Genomic DNA, 16,016 nt, shown 5'->3' with positions numbered 1-16,016 from the left:
CGCGTGCATGTCCAAGGTGATCCCTATCGTGCGGGGCGAACAGTTCTACCTCCCGCCCCGGTCCCTGAAGGCCGACGCCTGGGACACGATGCCCGTCGCCGAGCGGGCGTTCGCGTGGCTGGAGCTGATGCAGCAGCGCCGCATCGTCCGGCCCGAAGGAGTCGTGCTCGGTGAGCAGTACTACGCCCGGATCAACCATGGCCGGTGGATCGCGGACTGCCTGTGCGGATCGGCGCTTGTCGTCTCCCCGGACGATCCGCGGTACGCCTGCCCGGAGTGCGGCTACGGCTGGATCAAGCTCGTGTTCCCTGACGACGTCGACGCGGTCGAGGACGAGCTGTTGAGTCTCGCGCCGCCGGCCCGGAATTGGTGGCACGACGACGACCCGGCCAACCCTGAACGTCCGCAGCCATCGGCTGCCGAACTGATCCTTGGGGGGTAGTCGATGGCCAACTTGGCGACGCCGCGGACCTGGGTGGTCGGCGAGACCGTGTCGGCGACGATGCTCAACGCCGAGATCCGCGACCAGTTCAACATCCTGATCGGGCGCGAGCTAAAAACCGGCACCCTGTCGATCAGCTTCACCAGCCTCGACCAATACACCGCGTCGGCCGTCACGTTCTCGGGCGCCCCGTTCTCGGTGGCCCCCGTCGTGCTGGTCACGATCCCGTCGACAGCGGGTTCTACGTCCCGCTGGAACGCGCGCGGGACCAGCGTGTCGACGACGCAGTTCACCCCGTTCTTCCAGTCCGGCACATCCGGCGCCACGGCAACGTGGGCATCGATCGCCTGCGGGTGGGTCGCCCTGGTCGCCTGACCGCTGCTCGTGCCGCTCCCATCGCCGCCCGTCGAGGCGGCATTTTTCATGCCCTGAGGGGGGCCGTTGATCACCGAGACAGACCCCGTACCCGTGCAGCCTGCTGGTCGGCCGATCATCTTCTACGCGCCGCACCAGGACGACGAGACGCTGTGGATGGGCACGGTCATAGCCCACCATGCGCTGGTCGGCCGGGAGGTGCACGTCGTCTCCGTGACGGACGGCAGCACGTCGACGATCCGGGCCGCCCTCAACGGCGAGACAGACAACGGCTGGTGGCCGGCGCACGACCACTACCCGGACCGGGAGCAGATCCCGTACCTGAGCCAGGCCGCGTTCGCGGCGGCGCGGGATGCCGAACTGGTCGACGCATGCGCGCTGCTCGGCGTGACCGAGGTTCACATGGACTGGTCGGTGCCGCTCGCCGACGGAAGCGCGCTCACCCGCCCGGCGAACATCAGCGTCCCGCTGGCCGAGGAACTGATCCTGCACTTCGCCGAGCAGTACCCGGACGCCGGGCACTACACGACCTGGTGGGGCGACACCGACCCGAACCATTCGGCGATCGGGCAGGCCCTGCACAACCTGGCCGTGACGAGCGACGCGGCACGGCGGATCGTGGACCGTCGGTGGCTGGTCCGGTCCGGGCAGACCCCTGCCGGCTCCGAGCTGTACGCGCTGCCCGCCGACAAGGCCGCCACGATCAACGGCATGGTCCGCTCCGCGGTGCAGGCGTACCGCGCGTGGGCGCCGCGCGCCGGCCGGTACGCGATCGGCTACCACTCGGTGCCCGCCAATTTCCTCGACATCGAGGACGGCAAGACCGACCGCATCGTCAAGCAGCCCTGAGGGGGACGGATGAAGCTTGTGACGCGCGCCCAGTTGGGCTGGCCCGCCTCGGCCGCACCGACGCAGACCACGACGATGGGAGTCAAGGTCCACTACGAGGGGGCGCCCGTCAGCCGAACTCTGCTGACGGACCACGCCGCGTGCATCGCCGAATGGAAGAACATTCGTGCCTCGCACCTGGCGAACACGGTCGAGAACTACTCGGACGTCGCCTACAACTATGCGGCCTGCCCGCACGGGTTCCTGCTCGAAGGCCGCGGCCTGCGGAAGCGCACCGGGGCGAACGGCAACCAGACGCTGAACCAGGCGCATTACGCGATCGTCGGCCTCGTCGGTTCGTCCGGGCTCACCGATCCGACAGACGCCATGCTCGGCTCGATCCGCGACGGCATCGACCTGCTACGCGCCAACGGAGCCGGGCCCGAGGTCAAGGGCCACCGCGACGGCTACGCCACAGCCTGCCCCGGCGGACCCCTCTACGCGTGGGTGCAGCGCGGCGCGCCCCGCCCCACCGACACCCCCGCACCGTCCGAGGAGGACGACATGACCCCTGAGCAGGCCGCCCAGCTGAAGGCCCTGTACGAGCAGCGCGCGGTCGCCCCGTGGACGTACAAGGGCACTCGCTTCCCCGACCGGGACGCCTTCAACTTCCTCGTCACCACCGACCAGAACGCCAGCAAGGCCCTTGCCGGGCTGGTGACTCTGGCCGCCAAGGTCGACGCGCTTCCGAGCGCTCCGGAGCTGACTCCTGCGCAGCTGGAGGCGCTCGTCGCGCAGGTCTCCACCTCACCGACCCTCGCCGAACGCATCGCGGAACTCACCGCCGCGAAACTCGCCGCCCGCCTTGCCCAGTAACCCTCACAGAAACGGAACCGTCATGGCTGCACCTGTTGAGAAGAAGGTCACCGCCGCCTCGGTCGCCACGTACCTCGCGTCGACTGGGCTCCTCGGGGCCCTCGCCGTGGTCCACGACAACGCGAGGTTGCTGGAGTGGATGCCCGACGGCCTCACGCCGTTCGTCCTCGCCGTCGTTCCTGCGGCGATCGCGTTCGTCAGCGGCTACCGCGCGAAGCACTCGCCGCGCTTCGACGTGCGGTGAGCGTGCCGCAAGACCCGGGCGTGTACATCAGCCCGGCACAGATGTACCAGGAGATGAGATCCCTGCACGACGCCGTATCCCGGGTGGAGACCAAGCTGGACGGGCTCCTCGGCGACTACAAGGAAGTGAAGGACGACCTAAGCGACCACGAGACCCGCATCCGTGCTCTGGAGCGTGGGCGCTGGCCGCTGCCGACGATTGGTGTCCTCGCTGGTGTGGCTGGCGCGGCGACCGGAATTATCGCGATGCTCCGCTGAAGCCTGCCCCCTGTTCTCCCTTCGGGGGAGGGCAGGGGGCACTTTCGTGCGTGCAGCCTCAGCTTCGTGGGCGGGCAACCAGTCGCACGTCCGGGCCGGACCGAGCCACGTCGATCAGCTCGTACCGGAGGATGTCATCCATCGTCTCGATGGTGCCGCCCTGGAGCGCGCTCTTGCCGCGGCCGAGGAGCGCAGGCGCGATGTAGGCGATGATGCGGTCTACCAGCCCGGCCGACACGAAGGACGCGGCGAGCGTGGGTCCGCCTTCCAGGAACATGCCGCGCACGCCGCGATGGTGTAGCTCGCGCAGCAACGCCTCAATATCCAGACCCTGTTTTGCTCGCGGCAGCCGTACAACAGTGGCAGCACCTTCCAGGTGGGAGGCGTCGGCGTCTTCGGCAACGGCGATCATCGTGGGTGCAGCGGCGTCGAGGACGCGGGCGCCGGACGGAGTGCCGGCGTTGGTATCGATGATGACGCGCCACGGCTGCTCGTCGACGGGCACGGCCACCTGAAGGTTTGGGTCGTCCTTCCTCGAACGCACGGCGAGATGCGGGTCATCAGCCCGCTGCGTTCCAGAGCCGACGACGGTCGCCTGACAGGCCGCCCGCAAAGAATGCACCTCGGCACGGGATTCCACACTGGTGATCCACTGGCTTGTGCTGTCCACCGCTGCGATGCGTCCGTCCAGCGTGGCCGCGTACTTGTACACGACGTACGGCCGCCCCTCGACGGTGTGCCACTCGTCAGTGCCGACCAGCTCGCTGATGTGCATCGCTCTCCTCCAGGCAGATGGTGGTACCGGCAATCTAGTCACACCTCGGCGACCGCCTCGGCTAAGTCCTGCACCATCGCGGTCCGCCGCCACGGGGCAAGGCCGGTTACGACCCGGCGAAGTTCTGTCTTGGTGCGGCGCGACTCCGTCTCGCGGGTGATCTCCAGCGCTTCCATCGCGGTCAGGCAGGCGGCGTCCGGAGTCCGGTCGGCGGCGTGAGCATTCGCCAACCTGGCCAGGTGCAGCCCGCGCTCACGCTGATAGACGGGGGGCCAGTCGCCCAGGGCCTGCCGGTAGGTGGCCACGGCGTCGGCCGGTCTACCCAGACGCAAGTGACAAGCGGCGCGTTGGGCGTCGACGTAGGAGGGGACGCAGTATCCGCCCAGTTGATCGCTCGGGGTGTGATCTCCGTCGACGAGTTCGCGGGCGGTGTCCAGCGCGCGGTCCGCTGCCGTGCCCTCGCCGATGAGCGCGTGGCCGTGCGCCGCTTGGAGGTGGGCCGACGCGCGGATGCGTACGGGAACATCGCCGCGGACGCGCAGCGCGGCCTCCGCCAGGCCGACGGCTCGCTGCTGCTGCATGAGTCCAACGGACTGCTGAGCCTTGCGCATCAGGATGAACGCCTGACGCACGGGATCATCCGCCTCTTGCGCCCATTCCATGGCCCGATCGGACCACCACAACCCGAGATCTCCCTGGCCAAGATCCTCATAGAGCCAGCCCGCGAACTCGGCCCACTCCGAGGCCACTTCGAGGACATCGAAGCGCAGCCTTCCCGTGGCAGCGGGGAGAAGCTGCTGCTCGATGACGGCTAAGTGGTCTTGAACTGCGCCTATGACGCATTGCGGACCGTAAAGGCTGTCGGACTGGACCAGGGTTCCGCGCAGACGGCGCAGGTGTCCGACAACGGCAGGGTTAACAGGGCGGCGGGGTGCAGCGGCTGAGGGGGTTGCGTTTAGGCCGAGGACTGCCGCAGCGCCCAGGAAGTGACGACGATTCACGGCCGTATTGTCCTTGGCGTCTCCGGCCAGACCGACATCTGAGGGCGAGATCCCAAGCCGGTCGGCCACCAGCGCGAGCACGTCCACATCTCCCGCGGACTGTCGGCCGCGCTCCAGCCTACTGATGGTGCTCTGGCTGTACCCGCACATGTCAGCGAGCTGCTGTTGGGTCCAACCACGTTCGCGGCGAGCGGCTGCAATGGCAGTGCCGGCGCCGCGATGGTGTGCTGACTGCGCCATGTCCGGTCCTGGTGTGCGGTGGCTAAGGGGCGTCAAGAAGGTACCCACGGTAGCGGTCCGGACGTATGCGTATGCAGGGTCTGCATACGCGCAGCGTCTGTTGCATCCGCCGGGGGCGGTGGTGCGCGGCACGCGTTTGGCTGGGGTGGAAGCCCAGACGCCAGACCCCCGCGACCGCTCGCGACGGTCCGGGGGCGTGGCCGACTGTGAAGGAGTCGACATGCGACAAGGTACCGCCCGAACGGACGGGTACGAGCCCGCCATTGATGATCTGGTCTGGGACGTGATCGCCCGGCGGGTGGGTCGGGTTATGGACCACGTCGGCGTGCACTGGCAGCTCCGCTCGGCGGAGGGCGGACGCGAGTGGGAGTCCGATGCGGAAGGCCTTCGCCCGGCCACGCCCAGCGAGCGGCTGATGTTCGGCGTGACGCAGGCGAACGCTCGATCAACCGGAGAACTGCTGTGACGGCAGCAGGACACACCACCGTGGGCACAATCCCGCTGGAACTCTGGTCCCTCGACCGCTCGCAGGGGAACGCCGACCTCGTGCTGTCCCGCGTCGAGGCTGAGCACCTGTACGCGCACCTGTCGTACTTGCTCCGCCAGGACAAGGTGGCCCAGGTCGGCTCTGCCCGCGTATCCGGGGTGCTGTGATGCGCTCAGTCATCAAGCTCGCCGACTGGATCCTCGGCATCGACCGCACGCCCGGCGCGTCCGGCCCGATCTTCGAGCTGACGTGCACGACGTGCACTGAAGGTTCGCAGGCCAGCGACAGCAAGGCGGACCCGGAGCTGTGGGCGCTGGCACACACGGGCAGGAACACGGATCACCGCTCGTTCCGGGCGACGACAACGGCCTTCTTCTGCACCGTCCCCGCCCCCGGCAACCCGCTTCATCGGGAGCCGTCATGACAGGCATGAGCGGTATCCGCTTCTGCTGCCTGTGCGACAGGCCCATCCTCGGAAAGGCCGAGCGGGTCGAGCAGTTCTCGGCGAGCGGCGCCCGTCCGGACAGCCTCCGGCACCCTGCGGGCGACCCGGACTGCCGCCGCACCAGCCGCACCTAGACCCCTGCCCGCACTCTGCACCCCGTCCCTGTTAGTGCGGCAGGACCCCGCCCCGCCCGTGGCCGTCGCCGATCGGCCGCCGGCGGGTGCCGTGCCCGGTCTGCCCGTGCCCCCGTCGCGGGCAGGCCGGGCTACGACCGCCCCTGATCCCCGCCCCGGCCGGATGACTCCCGCCAGGAAACCCCCGGTCGGAGCGGGTTGCAAGGACAGAACACATCCCACTGAGAGGACACCACCAATGGGCACTATCAGCAATGGACGCACCAGCAAGCCGTTCGAGAACTCGCATGCCCCCGGGCTGGACTGGCGCAAGGCCAGCCGGACCGACCTCGACCCGATCCTGAAGGAGTGCGTCATCCTCGCCGAAGCGCCGGACGCGAAGGGGCACCCGCACTTCAGCATCCCGGACGGGACGCGCATGGTCGCAGTCTCGGACGACAAAGACACGGACAGCCCCGTCCTCTACTTCAGCCGCGCCGAGATCACCAAGTTCTTCGAGGGTGTGAAGTCGGGCGAATTCGACGACCTGATGGCCACCGATCAGGAGATGGAAGAGGCCGCCGCAATCGTGGCCCCCTGACCGGCCATGAACTCGGACCAGGTCGCCGCAGCGCACCGGAGCATCCAGAGATTCCGCGGCACTCCTTGCCGGGAGTGCAAGGGCCGGCAGACAGTCCCGCTGATCTATGAGGGCATGGTCCTCGTGTCGTGCGAGGGCTGCGGAGGATCGACCCCGATGGGCCGCCTCGCCAATGGCGCGCCGCCCGCGTAACCCATGAACGGCCCCGGTCTGTCCGCGTCCCCGTCGCGGGCAGACCGGGGCTCCATTCCAGACCGGCCCTCCGCGTCCTCCCCCAGGCGGATCGGAGTGGTCGGCGGCGCCCCCGCCTTCGGGTGGGGGCGTTGCCATTTCCCCAATTGCGGATAGGGCGTTTTCTACTCACCCGGCAGCCCGCTGTGCGATCTCCAAAGGGCGCGCCCCCACGGGGGTCCCGCCTGGTTTTTCGAGGTGTCGAGTGGCATTGAACGGCATCGAACTGCACCCATTTGGCACGGTTTTCAGCATCACCGCAGGTCAAATATGGGTAACGAAACTGGTTCGAGTCCCGTTACTCACCCTGAATGATCAAGGGCTGACCTGTGAAAACGGGTCAGCCCTTAGTCATGCCCAGAACCTGGGAACACAACGGGAACACAACTGCCTGTGTCAGCCCTACCGTCGGGCCATGGCGAGCATCGTGGAACGGCCCCGGAAGGACGGCGAGTGGCAGAGCGAGCGGTTCGGTGAGCCCGAGGCAGCCGACCAGTTCTAGGCCCTCGTGGAGGCGCACGGTGGGCAGTGGCCGCGCGGCTGGGCGCACGGGCAGGGATTGGTCGAGGAGCCGGCCGTACCGGGCGACATCCCGTTTTTGGCGTACGCCGAGCGGTACGTCTCCCGGTTGACCGGCATCGAGGAGCGGACCCGCGACGACTACCGCCGCGAGGTCCGCATCCGTGCTCTGGAGCGTGGGCGCTGGCCGCTGCCGACGATTGGTGTCCTCGCTGGTGCGGCTGGCGCGGCGACCGGAATCATCGCGATGCTCCGCTGAAACGTGACGCCCGCTCTCCCCTTCTCTGGAGGGGGCGCTTTCGCTTTTTCCCCTCCAGAGAAGGGGAGTAGCGTTCCGAGTGTCTAGGTCAGAACGGAGCCCAGTATGCCCGATCCCACCGACACACCGGCAGTAGACGTCAGCACCTTCGGCCAACGCGTCCGCCGCGCACGGGAGCGCAAGGGAGTCACACGCGCCGCCGCAGCCGCCCGCGTCGGCAAGTCATACGAGTGGTGGAAGGCCATCGAGTCCGGCCGCCTCCGCATGCCCCGCCTGCCCATGCTGATGCGAATGGCCGACGTCCTCGACGTCCACTCCCTGTCCGCCCTCACCGGCGACGACCGCGTCACCGCGGCCACGTACAGCAATGCCGCACACCCTGCGTTGCAGCGGGTCCGAGGCGCCCTCACCACATACCGCTTCCAGACCACCGACGAGCCAGCCCGCGTCACGGACCTGACGACGCGGGTCCGGCAAGCGTGGCTGCTCTGGCACGGCATCGGCGACCACCGCACGAACGTGGCCGACGTCCTCCCCGGCCTGCTCGCGGATGCGCAGTACGCCAGCCGCGCGCTCGACGGCACCGATCGCCGCAGGGCGCTTGCCGCGTTGGCCGAGACCTACCACCTCACCCAGCTGTACCTCAGTTTCCAGCCCGCTCCCGAGCTGGTCATGCTCACCGGCGATCGGGCCATGGCCGCAGCACAGGACGCTGATGACCCGCACGCCATCGCCGGAGCAGCCTGGTACATGAACCACGTCTACCGGGACGCTGGAGAAGCACACGAGGCGCGCGTCGAGCTGGCGATGAAAGCAGCAGAGCTGCTCCGCCCGGGCAGGGGCCAAGAGGACACGGCCCGGCACGGTCTACTGCACCTCGCGGTGGCCCTGTCGTACGCGAAGATCGGCCGGACGGGTTCCGCCGAGTATCACTGGGCGAAGGCGGATGCTGCGGCGCGCACTCTCGGCGACGCGTACAGCCACCCGTACCTCATCTTCGGGCGGGGCATGGTCGACGCCTACCAGCTGACGATGCAGGTGGACATGGCCCAGACCACATCCGCTGTGCAGGCGGCAGGAGACCTTGACCTGGAGTCGATGCCGTCGGCGACGCGACGCAGCTTCCATGCAGTCGAGCAGGCCCGCGCGCACAGCCTGGCGGGGGAGGACGTGGCGGTCGTCCACTTTTTGAGGCAGGCACAGGAGACCTCACCGGAGACCGTCCGCTACAACCTGTTCGCCCGCAGCACGGTCGCGGATCTGGTGGAGTCGGGACCGGCGGCGATCCGGCCGAGCGCGCGAGCCCTTGCCCGAGGACTCGGGGTAACTGTGTAGGTACATTCTGTACCGGGATCAAGGGGGTATCGCGTGTACCCATGACACGGGTCATACGCTTCTACGGTCGGTCGTATGGACACGGAGACAGGGCCTGAGCAGGCCCAACTGCCGACCACTTGGTGTCACTTCCACAGGAGCACTTCTGGGACGGCCCTGCCGGTGCAGTGTGCTGAGCGCTCCTCAGGCCCGCCGGTCACGCTGTACGCGTGCGCGCCGTGCCGTGAGCAACGCGGGCTCACGCCGCTGGCCATGGGGGCGGCGCGGTGACCGCACTCCCGTACACCACCCCGGGCCGCGTCGTGATTCCCTGCTACTGCTGGATCCGGAAGCCGGGCACCGAGCTGCGCTGCACCCTCGCTCCGCACGCCAAGGGTGACCACTGGCACGCGTACGCCCGCAAGTCGTGGCCACACCGCGGACCGGAGCCACAGTGACCGCGCCGACCATCGACACCCCGGCCCGGCCCCCTCGGCTCCCCTGCCGGCAGACGCCAGTCCCGCACGCCAGCACTCTCGGCTGGGAGGCGTACGCAGGCCGAGCCTGCTACGCCTGCGACACGCCACTCACCACCGTCGCCGTGCCCTGCGGCAAGGCTCGCGGCCAGCTCGGCGTGCACGTCCTCGACGTCGAGGTGTGGGCCTGCTCTTGAACTCCCGCCCGCTGCCAGCCGACAGGTGGCGCGCGGGCCTCCGCTTCGGCCGCGTTTCCTGGCCGGATGCATCGGCCGAGGCGGAGATGGGCCCAAGGGCCCAGCACGTGCACGACGGCATGGGGGAAGGCCCCGCGCCGAGCACACACCAAGGAGCATCGCATGACCGCTCTTGCAACGGAACAGGTCAACGGCCGCACGCTCGTCAACGCCGAGTTATTCGACCGTCTCACCGACTTCTGCGCCGGCGAGTACGGCCTCGAACGATCTGTCGCCGAACGCGTGATGGATCAGGGCCTCGCGTTCCTCGACGTCATGGGCCGCACCGGCGAGAGCCTCTCGCCGAGCAAGCTCGTCGACCCGGCGTGGCACACGTTCCTGCTGCACAGCCCGGAGTACACAGCCTGGTGCCAGGAACGGTACGGCCGGTACATCCACCACGCCCCGAACTCCCGGTACCGCGACCAAGCGGCGATGGTCGACGCCGTCGCGAAGATGCGCGCCTTCGGCTACGTGGTCGACGAGTCCCTGTGGGGCACGAAAGCGGACTGCAACGAACCGACCTGCTGCGGCGACGGCCCCTGCTGCTAGCCCGATCCCCGCGCGGCCGTCGAGGAGGCGGCCGCGCGCCACTCACAGAACGGAGCCGCTGTGGTTGGCCTTCTCTCCGCTTGCAGCCGCATGACGGTCTTCCCGCTGGAGTGCCTGACCGTCGCGTACACCACGCAGTCGAGTGACTCCCGCGGCCTCGGGGATGTCGCCATCGTCGGTGTCATCGACCCGGACGTCGCGACGGGTGACCACCTGTGGCGGCTGGCCGCGAGCATGTACACCAACCCGCCCACCAGCCAGACGCAGGCCCGGTGGATCCTCACCCAGTGCAACAGGGCCCGCACCGTCAACGCACCCGTCTACCGTGATCTGCCCGATGCGAAGTGGACCGGTGACCTGACCCGCGAGTTCCACCTCGACGCCCTCTTCGCCAACCACACCAGCCTGCGCACGGGCCGCCTCACCATCGAGTGACGCCTGTGCCCTCGGCCGCCCCGGTCTGTCTGCGTCCCCCGTCGCGGACAGGCCGGGGCTCTCCCTCAAAGACTCAGCCTCGTCGCGACGGACGGGCCGCCCTCACGCGAAAGGCAGGTGCCGGCCATTCCAGACCGGCCCTCCGCGTCCTCCCCAGGCGGATCGGAGTGGTCGGCGGCGCCCTCACCTTCGGGTGGGGGCGTTGTCATTTCCGTGTTGCGGATAGGGGGAGTCCCGTTACTCACCCTGATCGCTCAAGGGCCCCTCGAATTCGCCGCGCGGACCGGAGTGCTGCCCGACCCGCCCCGGTAGTCCGGCTCCGGCGGGGCGGCGCGGGTGGAGCGGGTGGAACGCGGCAGATCGGTCAGCGCCGGTACGGCCGGCGCTTGATGTCCGCATCGGCCGTACCGGCCACGGCGTCGTCGTACAGGGCCTGGGCGTCCACGCCGTACAGCGGTGAGTAGCTGATCCAGTCGACGTTCTGGTCGTTGCCGCCGCCGTTGTAGCCGCCGATGTTGCCGATGATTCTGCCGGTGCGGGTGGTGGCGTTGTAGCCCGTGATCCAGGGGCCGCCGGAGACCCCGCCGTAGAAGCCGGCGCAGGTCATCCGCATCTGCCGGAAGCCTGTCAGCCGGGACGTGGTGACGTCGCAGCGCAGGGCCCGGTGCTGCTTGTTGACGGACTCGCTGCTGGGGTAGCCGATCACGGTGGCGCTGTGGCGGTAGCCGGAGGGCCGGGTGAAGGTGAGTGCCCCGGTGACGTCCTCGGCCTCGCCGCCGCTGTTCGGGACGAGGCGCGCGAAGGCGAAGTCCAGATCGGAGACGGCCTTCTTGCTGTTCTGCCGGTACCGCGGGTCGACGAAGACCCGCGCGACCTCGAAGACGCCGCTCGGCTGGGCCTCGGCGGTGGCACCGTGGCGGTACCGCGGCACGAAGATGCGGTGGGTCGCCCGCTTGAGACCGTTGCCGCAGTGACCGGCGGTGAGGGCGAGATCTCTGGTGGCGCTGTGGACGATGCTGCCGGTGCAGGAGGTGGCTCTGCCGCCCAGCGGTCTGCCGTCGTAGAAGAAGGTGCCCACCATCGGCAGGCCGTCGACGTACTGGCCCTTCCTGGTGCCGCGGGGCGGGTCCGCCCGCACATCGGAGGGGGCGGGGCCGCGTGCGGAGTCGGCCGGCAGCGCGTCGGCCATCCTGTCGGCCGTCCAGTAGCGCTCCTCGGCCGTGGGCTTCGGTACCCGGGGCGGGGGCGGCGCCGGCGCGGGACCGGCTGCGAGGGTCAGGGCGCAGAGGGCGATGGCTATCGCACGGGGCAACGAACGACGTGGGTGCAACGCACTGTCCTTCCGGTGGATGATCACCCCCCGGAGTTCAGTGAATCAGTTCGAACCAGGTCGCCTTGCCCGGGCCCGGGCCCTGGGTGCACACCCCCCAGGCATCCGCGCCGTACGAGATCAGCTGCATGCCGCGACCGCTCTCGTCCTCGTCGGCGGCGGTCCGCGGAGCCGGGACACCGGGCGCCTCGTCGTGCACGAGGATGCGCAGCCGGTGATCGTCCGTCCATCCGGCGAAGAGGGTGACGGGGGCGGTGCAGCCCTTGAGGACACAGGCGTTGATCGCGTTCGTCACCGCCTCGGAGGTGAGGAGGACCGCGGTGTCGGCCCGCTCCGTCCGCCGGGTCGCGGCGAGGAGCGTTCGGACGGTCTCGCGCGCGGCGCGGACCCACAAGGGGTCGGGCGGGAAGACGAGGGAGACGTCTCCGCCGGGGGCGTCCTCCATACGGGTGCCTCCAGGTGGGGGGTGCGGTGCCTGTGACCGTAGACAGCCGTTCATGTTGGTTGCAACCGTTTCCGCGGCGTGTCACCGATGTGGGTGAGTCGCGAACGACCTTGTGGATTATGGAAGTTCATCTCCGCGAGACTGCGTCGCAGGAGGTCGCACACATGCCACCGAGGAGCAATCCCAGCGAGCGCCAGCGCCGGCTCGGCCTGGAGCTGCGCAAGCTCAGAAACAGCGCCGGACTCTCCGGCGACCGGGCCGGGGCGCTGCTCGACGCGGACCGCACACGGATCAGCAATATCGAGGCGGGCCGGATCGACCTCGGCCACAGCCGTCTGCGCATGCTGCTGCGGGAGTACGGCTGCCCGCCCGGCGCCTACTTCGAGTGCCTCCTGGAGATGGCCGCCGACCCGGGCACGGGCTGGTGGGACGGCCATCGCGACGTGATGAGCCGCAGCGCCCTGGACCTGGCGGCGCTGGAGTCCCGCTGCTCGGGCATCCGTATCCACGAGCCGCTGTTCATCCCGGGCATGCTCCAGACCCAGGAGTACGCCGAGGCCGTGGTGCGCGCGACCGGCGGCAACGGTGACCCGACCGACCGGTACGTCGAGTTCCGGCTGGCCCGGCAGCACACCCTGACCGGCCCGGACCCGGTCCCGTACCACGCGGTCGTCCACGAGGCCGCGCTGCGCGTCCACACCGGCGGCACACACACCATGCGCAGGCAGCTTCTGCGCCTGATCGAGCTGGCGCGGCTGCCCCATGTGACGCTGCAGATCTTCCCGTTCGAGCGGGGAGCCTACGCGGCCTTCAGCCGCCCGTTCGTCCTCTTCGCCGGGCCTACTCCCGAGCTCGACACGGTCTATCTGGAGCACCCCCTGAACACGGTTTTCCTGGGGGATGGAGAGCACATCGACGAATACGGCAAGATGTTCGAGCGGCTGTCCGGACTGGCATTCGATCCCGTCGACCCGCAGGCCGCGCCGGAGGCTCACGACAACCGGGACTCCATCAGCCTCATCCAGCACATCATGTACGCACTGTAGGGGGAGTCGGATGTCCCAACTCACATGGCAGAAGTCCTCGTACAGCACCGGCGGCCAGGGCGAATGCGTCGAGGTGGCCGCCGACGCCGCCGGGCTGGTCCACCTCCGCGAGAGCGACCGGCCGGAGCAGAGTGCCATCACCACGTCCACCGCGCTCGCCGCCCTCCTCGACGCCATCAAATCGAACCGCCTCAGTCCCCGCTGAGCACCTTCCACGTACAGCGCCGGGCGTGCCGCAGCAGTACCGGATCGTCGCCCACCACCACCGGGTTGCCGACCTCGGCCAGCAGGGCGAGGTCGGCGGCCTCGTCCGCGTACGCGTGGCAGTCCGCCGGGTCGAAGCCGTACTCCCGCATCAGCGTGCGTGCGGCGTATCCCTTGCCCTGCCCTCGCATACACGTGAACGTCTCGTCCGCGCCCAGGCGGGCGGCCAGCGGGGCAACCACGGGCAGCGGGGAGCTGGAGACCAGCACCATCAGATCGCCCGCCAGCGCATGGCGCATGTACGCGGCGAGACCGGGTTCGTTCCACAGGGCCTGCCGCACCAGCGTGCCGCCGACGTCGAAGAAGGCGGCCCTGCGCGGGACTTGGCGTGTTTTGGCCGTGATGGAAGTGATCGGGGCAACCGTGTCCTTCATACCCATCAATACGATGTGCGGCCCCGCATCACTCAACCGCGCGGGGGTTTTCCCCACCCCGGACCGACCGGACAGCGGGAAGTCCCCGTCGGCGCATCCGGACGATCGTGGTGGTGAACGGTCGATGTGAAACACGCGTCCCGGCCGGGGTGGGGGAAGTCCGGCCGGGACGCGTGGGCTGGGGGTGACAGCTGGTCACGGATGTTGCTTCACGGGCACCGGTGGCCGTGCGGTCGCTTCACGGGCACCGATGGCCGTGCCACTACTTCAGGGCGCCGAACGCCTTCGTGAAGGCGAGCGGCTTCTGGACGATCGAGGAGCAGGTCGCGTCCGCGGAGGGCTTCGCACCGCCCGCGCACTCCTTGTCACGCGTCGAGGACCACATCCCCAGCCAGCCAATCCCCTTCGACTTGGCGAAGCCGACGAGCTGCTTGGCGTCGTCGACCTTGAAGATCTCGGTGGCCACGTCGTTGACACCGATCATCGGAGTGACGGCGACGGCCTTCCACGCAGCCGCGTCCGAGAGGCCGAGCACACCCTTGATCTGTGCCTGGGTGGCGGTCGCCGCCGAGATCGCGTACTGGCCCATGTCACCGCTGTAGGCCGGTCCGTAGTCCATCGCCATGATGTTGACCGCGGAGACCTTCACGCCGTTCTTCTTGGCGTCGGCGACCAGGTCCACACCGGGCTGGGTGAGACCCTCCGGCATGACCGGCAGCGTGAAGGAGACATCCAGGCCCGGGTGGGACTTCTGGAGCTGGGCGATCGCCTGCGAGCGGCGGGAGTTGGCGGCCTTGTCCGGAAGGGCGGCCCCCTCGATGTCGAAGTCGACCTTGGTGAGCTTGTAGGCGTCGATGACCTTGCCGTACGCCTTCGCGAGTTCGCCGGCGGACGAGCACCTCAGCCCGAGCTCCGAGCCCGCCGCGCCGCCGAAGGAGACCCGCACGTCGCCGCCCTTGGCGCGCAGCGCACCTATCTGGGAGGCGACCTTGTCGCTGCCGAGGTCGGTGACGCCGCCCCACAAGGGTGCGCAGCCGCCGCCGGACGTGATGAAGGCGAGGTTGAACTGCTTGACCCCGGTCTTGGTCGCCGTGTCCACCAGGTCGTACGCGGGGTAGAGCGAGGTGTCGACGTACGGGGCGAAGCGGGCGCCGGGCTTCCCGGTCGGCGTCGGCTTCGGGGTGGGTGTGGGGGCCGGTGTCGGCGGCTTGCTGGGGGTGGTGCTCGCCGTCGGGGTGGGGGTCGGCTTGGGCTGCTTGGTCGGACGGCCGCTCGGCTCGGGGGTCGATCCCCCGCCGGCGGAACACTTGATCTTGTTGATGACACATGACGTCGGGTCGGCGGCGGCAGCGCTGCCGCTCGCGGCGGTGACGAAGCCGACGGTGACCGAGGCGCCGGGCGCGAGCTGCCTGCTCCAGCTCGCGGGCTTCACGGTGACGTGCTGGCCCTTGACGCTGTGCTCGCCGTTCCACAGAGAGCTGACGGTGGTGCCCGCGGGCAGATCGAATTCGAGTGTCCAGTCCGACTGTGCCTTGTCGGTGTCATTGGTGATGACGTACTGGCCGGTGTAACCGCCGGTCCAGGAACTGGTCTTGGTGTACGCGGCGCCGACGGACGCGGCCTGCGCGGTGCCCGTGAGTGCGAGAGCCGCGCCCCCGATCACCGCGGCGGCGACAAAGGCGCCGACCGCCTTGGTCTTGACGCTCGCCCTGCGCCGGTGCGTACTGCTGCCCATTGCGTGCCTGCCTCTGCGATACGGGAGATGAGGGGGTGGTGCGCAGCACGCTAGCGGCAGGGAAACGGACAAACGGTCGGTTCGGTTCGGGGGCCGAGCTTCTTAGGGCGGCCTTA

General features: G+C 69.1%; 25 protein-coding genes. 19 read left to right on the top strand and 6 right to left on the bottom strand.

Annotation, left to right across the window (positions count from 1 at the left end; all coding sequences use genetic code 11):
* Positions 1 to 7 precede the first annotated feature (7 nt).
* The 6 genes from OG293_RS23065 to OG293_RS23040 all read left to right on the top strand — a co-directional run bounded on the left by OG293_RS23065 (position 8) and on the right by OG293_RS23040 (position 3,022).
* Positions 8 to 442: a hypothetical protein gene (locus OG293_RS23065; RefSeq protein ID WP_406000682.1), complete on the top strand. Its 435-nt coding sequence runs from the start codon at positions 8 to 10 to the stop codon at positions 440 to 442.
* 3 nt (positions 443 to 445) lie between these two features.
* The gene (locus OG293_RS23060) at positions 446 to 817 is read left to right on the top strand and encodes a hypothetical protein (protein WP_406000681.1); all 372 of its coding nucleotides are present in this window, start codon (positions 446 to 448) and stop codon (positions 815 to 817) included.
* Between the two features lie 66 nt (positions 818 to 883).
* Positions 884 to 1,666 (top strand): PIG-L deacetylase family protein, encoded by a 783-nt coding sequence (locus tag OG293_RS23055; protein WP_406000680.1) that lies wholly within the window; start codon positions 884 to 886, stop codon positions 1,664 to 1,666.
* Positions 1,667 to 1,675: 9 nt separating this feature from the next.
* Positions 1,676 to 2,521 carry a peptidoglycan recognition family protein gene (locus OG293_RS23050; RefSeq protein ID WP_406000679.1) on the top strand — a complete coding sequence of 282 codons (846 nt, stop codon included), beginning with the start codon at positions 1,676 to 1,678 and terminating at the stop codon, positions 2,519 to 2,521.
* A gap of 22 nt (positions 2,522 to 2,543) precedes the next feature.
* The gene (locus tag OG293_RS23045) at positions 2,544 to 2,765 is read left to right on the top strand and encodes a holin (protein WP_406000678.1); all 222 of its coding nucleotides are present in this window, start codon (positions 2,544 to 2,546) and stop codon (positions 2,763 to 2,765) included.
* Between the two features lie 20 nt (positions 2,766 to 2,785).
* A complete protein-coding gene (locus OG293_RS23040) occupies positions 2,786 to 3,022 on the top strand; it encodes a hypothetical protein (RefSeq protein WP_406000677.1) in 237 nt (78 codons plus the stop codon).
* A gap of 58 nt (positions 3,023 to 3,080) precedes the next feature.
* Here OG293_RS23040 and OG293_RS23035 read toward each other — a convergent pair whose 3' ends face one another.
* Together OG293_RS23035 and OG293_RS23030 are read right to left on the bottom strand one after the other, a co-directional pair.
* Positions 3,081 to 3,797, bottom strand: coding sequence for a RibD family protein (locus OG293_RS23035; RefSeq protein WP_406000676.1), 717 nt, complete (start codon positions 3,795 to 3,797; stop codon positions 3,081 to 3,083).
* 38 nt (positions 3,798 to 3,835) lie between these two features.
* On the bottom strand, positions 3,836 to 5,038 hold the full coding sequence (locus OG293_RS23030; protein ID WP_406000675.1) for a helix-turn-helix domain-containing protein: 1,203 nt from the start codon (positions 5,036 to 5,038) through the stop codon (positions 3,836 to 3,838).
* A 220-nt stretch (positions 5,039 to 5,258) separates the two neighbouring features.
* On the opposite strand from OG293_RS23030, the gene OG293_RS23025 reads away from it, so the two are divergent.
* From OG293_RS23025 to OG293_RS22975, 11 genes are all read left to right on the top strand, one after another.
* Complete coding sequence (locus OG293_RS23025; RefSeq protein WP_406000674.1) at positions 5,259 to 5,504, top strand: hypothetical protein; 246 nt, start codon at positions 5,259 to 5,261, stop codon at positions 5,502 to 5,504.
* 20 nt (positions 5,505 to 5,524) lie between these two features.
* Positions 5,525 to 5,692, top strand: a complete 168-nt coding sequence (locus OG293_RS23020; RefSeq protein WP_406000673.1) for a hypothetical protein — start codon at positions 5,525 to 5,527, stop codon at positions 5,690 to 5,692.
* Complete coding sequence (locus tag OG293_RS23015; RefSeq protein WP_406000672.1) at positions 5,692 to 5,949, top strand: hypothetical protein; 258 nt, start codon at positions 5,692 to 5,694, stop codon at positions 5,947 to 5,949. Before OG293_RS23020 ends, OG293_RS23015 begins: the two co-directional genes overlap by 1 nt.
* The gene (locus OG293_RS23010) at positions 5,946 to 6,104 is read left to right on the top strand and encodes a hypothetical protein (protein WP_406000671.1); all 159 of its coding nucleotides are present in this window, start codon (positions 5,946 to 5,948) and stop codon (positions 6,102 to 6,104) included. Before OG293_RS23015 ends, OG293_RS23010 begins: the two co-directional genes overlap by 4 nt.
* Positions 6,105 to 6,342: 238 nt before the next feature.
* Complete coding sequence (locus OG293_RS23005; protein WP_406000670.1) at positions 6,343 to 6,684, top strand: DUF397 domain-containing protein; 342 nt, start codon at positions 6,343 to 6,345, stop codon at positions 6,682 to 6,684.
* A gap of 739 nt (positions 6,685 to 7,423) precedes the next feature.
* Positions 7,424 to 7,693, top strand: a complete 270-nt coding sequence (locus OG293_RS23000) for a hypothetical protein (protein WP_406000669.1) — start codon at positions 7,424 to 7,426, stop codon at positions 7,691 to 7,693.
* 105 nt (positions 7,694 to 7,798) lie between these two features.
* Positions 7,799 to 9,028, top strand: coding sequence for a helix-turn-helix domain-containing protein (locus OG293_RS22995; protein WP_406000668.1), 1,230 nt, complete (start codon positions 7,799 to 7,801; stop codon positions 9,026 to 9,028).
* 266 nt (positions 9,029 to 9,294) lie between these two features.
* Entirely contained in the window at positions 9,295 to 9,465 is a 171-nt protein-coding gene (locus tag OG293_RS22990; protein WP_406000667.1) for a hypothetical protein, read from the top strand.
* Positions 9,462 to 9,680 carry a hypothetical protein gene (locus OG293_RS22985; protein ID WP_406000666.1) on the top strand — a complete coding sequence of 73 codons (219 nt, stop codon included), beginning with the start codon at positions 9,462 to 9,464 and terminating at the stop codon, positions 9,678 to 9,680. The genes OG293_RS22990 and OG293_RS22985 overlap by 4 nt, the downstream gene beginning before the upstream one ends.
* Positions 9,681 to 9,842: 162 nt before the next feature.
* On the top strand, positions 9,843 to 10,271 hold the full coding sequence (locus tag OG293_RS22980; protein ID WP_406000665.1) for a glycine-rich domain-containing protein: 429 nt from the start codon (positions 9,843 to 9,845) through the stop codon (positions 10,269 to 10,271).
* Positions 10,272 to 10,361: 90 nt separating this feature from the next.
* On the top strand, positions 10,362 to 10,706 hold the full coding sequence (locus tag OG293_RS22975) for a hypothetical protein (RefSeq protein ID WP_406000664.1): 345 nt from the start codon (positions 10,362 to 10,364) through the stop codon (positions 10,704 to 10,706).
* A gap of 364 nt (positions 10,707 to 11,070) precedes the next feature.
* Here the strand turns inward: OG293_RS22975 and OG293_RS22970 are convergent, their stop codons facing one another.
* Both OG293_RS22970 and OG293_RS22965 read right to left on the bottom strand, forming a co-directional pair.
* On the bottom strand, positions 11,071 to 12,036 hold the full coding sequence (locus OG293_RS22970; RefSeq protein ID WP_406000663.1) for a trypsin-like serine peptidase: 966 nt from the start codon (positions 12,034 to 12,036) through the stop codon (positions 11,071 to 11,073).
* A 37-nt stretch (positions 12,037 to 12,073) separates the two neighbouring features.
* Entirely contained in the window at positions 12,074 to 12,481 is a 408-nt protein-coding gene (locus OG293_RS22965; protein WP_406000662.1) for an ATP-binding protein, read from the bottom strand.
* Between the two features lie 164 nt (positions 12,482 to 12,645).
* Here OG293_RS22965 and OG293_RS22960 point away from each other — a divergent pair, with 164 nt between their 5' ends.
* Together OG293_RS22960 and OG293_RS22955 are read left to right on the top strand one after the other, a co-directional pair.
* Entirely contained in the window at positions 12,646 to 13,527 is an 882-nt protein-coding gene (locus OG293_RS22960; RefSeq protein ID WP_406000661.1) for a helix-turn-helix domain-containing protein, read from the top strand.
* Between the two features lie 10 nt (positions 13,528 to 13,537).
* Complete coding sequence (locus tag OG293_RS22955) at positions 13,538 to 13,732, top strand: DUF397 domain-containing protein (RefSeq protein ID WP_406000660.1); 195 nt, start codon at positions 13,538 to 13,540, stop codon at positions 13,730 to 13,732.
* On the opposite strand, the gene OG293_RS22950 is transcribed toward OG293_RS22955, so the two are convergent.
* Complete coding sequence (locus tag OG293_RS22950) at positions 13,719 to 14,165, bottom strand: HAD family hydrolase (RefSeq protein WP_406000659.1); 447 nt, start codon at positions 14,163 to 14,165, stop codon at positions 13,719 to 13,721. The genes OG293_RS22955 and OG293_RS22950 overlap by 14 nt on opposite strands.
* A gap of 262 nt (positions 14,166 to 14,427) precedes the next feature.
* Positions 14,428 to 15,900, bottom strand: a complete 1,473-nt coding sequence (locus OG293_RS22945) for a cellulose binding domain-containing protein (protein ID WP_406000658.1) — start codon at positions 15,898 to 15,900, stop codon at positions 14,428 to 14,430.
* Positions 15,901 to 16,016: the final 116 nt, after the last annotated feature.

It is taken from the genome of Streptomyces sp. NBC_00829 (genome assembly GCF_045161795.1).
Classification (GTDB): domain Bacteria; phylum Actinomycetota; class Actinomycetes; order Streptomycetales; family Streptomycetaceae; genus Streptomyces.
This window is presented reverse-complemented; position numbering and strand designations above follow the sequence as displayed.

Excerpts from the sequence above, each read along its gene's own strand:
- OG293_RS23065 (WP_406000682.1), top strand. The coding sequence starts at position 8 with ATGTCCAAGGTGATCCCTATCGTGCGGGGCGAACAGTTCTACCTCCCG.
- OG293_RS23060 (WP_406000681.1), top strand. The coding sequence starts at position 446 with ATGGCCAACTTGGCGACGCCGCGGACCTGGGTGGTCGGCGAGACCGTG.
- OG293_RS23050 (WP_406000679.1), top strand. The coding sequence starts at position 1,676 with ATGAAGCTTGTGACGCGCGCCCAGTTGGGCTGGCCCGCCTCGGCCGCA.
- OG293_RS23045 (WP_406000678.1), top strand. The coding sequence starts at position 2,544 with ATGGCTGCACCTGTTGAGAAGAAGGTCACCGCCGCCTCGGTCGCCACG.
- OG293_RS23035 (WP_406000676.1), bottom strand. The coding sequence starts at position 3,797 with ATGCACATCAGCGAGCTGGTCGGCACTGACGAGTGGCACACCGTCGAG.
- OG293_RS23030 (WP_406000675.1), bottom strand. The coding sequence starts at position 5,038 with ATGGCGCAGTCAGCACACCATCGCGGCGCCGGCACTGCCATTGCAGCC.
- OG293_RS23025 (WP_406000674.1), top strand. The coding sequence starts at position 5,259 with ATGCGACAAGGTACCGCCCGAACGGACGGGTACGAGCCCGCCATTGAT.
- OG293_RS23015 (WP_406000672.1), top strand. The coding sequence starts at position 5,692 with ATGCGCTCAGTCATCAAGCTCGCCGACTGGATCCTCGGCATCGACCGC.
- OG293_RS23010 (WP_406000671.1), top strand. The coding sequence starts at position 5,946 with ATGACAGGCATGAGCGGTATCCGCTTCTGCTGCCTGTGCGACAGGCCC.
- OG293_RS23005 (WP_406000670.1), top strand. The coding sequence starts at position 6,343 with ATGGGCACTATCAGCAATGGACGCACCAGCAAGCCGTTCGAGAACTCG.
- OG293_RS22995 (WP_406000668.1), top strand. The coding sequence starts at position 7,799 with ATGCCCGATCCCACCGACACACCGGCAGTAGACGTCAGCACCTTCGGC.
- OG293_RS22980 (WP_406000665.1), top strand. The coding sequence starts at position 9,843 with ATGACCGCTCTTGCAACGGAACAGGTCAACGGCCGCACGCTCGTCAAC.
- OG293_RS22975 (WP_406000664.1), top strand. The coding sequence starts at position 10,362 with ATGACGGTCTTCCCGCTGGAGTGCCTGACCGTCGCGTACACCACGCAG.
- OG293_RS22965 (WP_406000662.1), bottom strand. The coding sequence starts at position 12,481 with ATGGAGGACGCCCCCGGCGGAGACGTCTCCCTCGTCTTCCCGCCCGAC.
- OG293_RS22960 (WP_406000661.1), top strand. The coding sequence starts at position 12,646 with ATGCCACCGAGGAGCAATCCCAGCGAGCGCCAGCGCCGGCTCGGCCTG.
- OG293_RS22955 (WP_406000660.1), top strand. The coding sequence starts at position 13,538 with ATGTCCCAACTCACATGGCAGAAGTCCTCGTACAGCACCGGCGGCCAG.
- OG293_RS22950 (WP_406000659.1), bottom strand. The coding sequence starts at position 14,165 with ATGAAGGACACGGTTGCCCCGATCACTTCCATCACGGCCAAAACACGC.
- OG293_RS22945 (WP_406000658.1), bottom strand. The coding sequence starts at position 15,900 with ATGGGCAGCAGTACGCACCGGCGCAGGGCGAGCGTCAAGACCAAGGCG.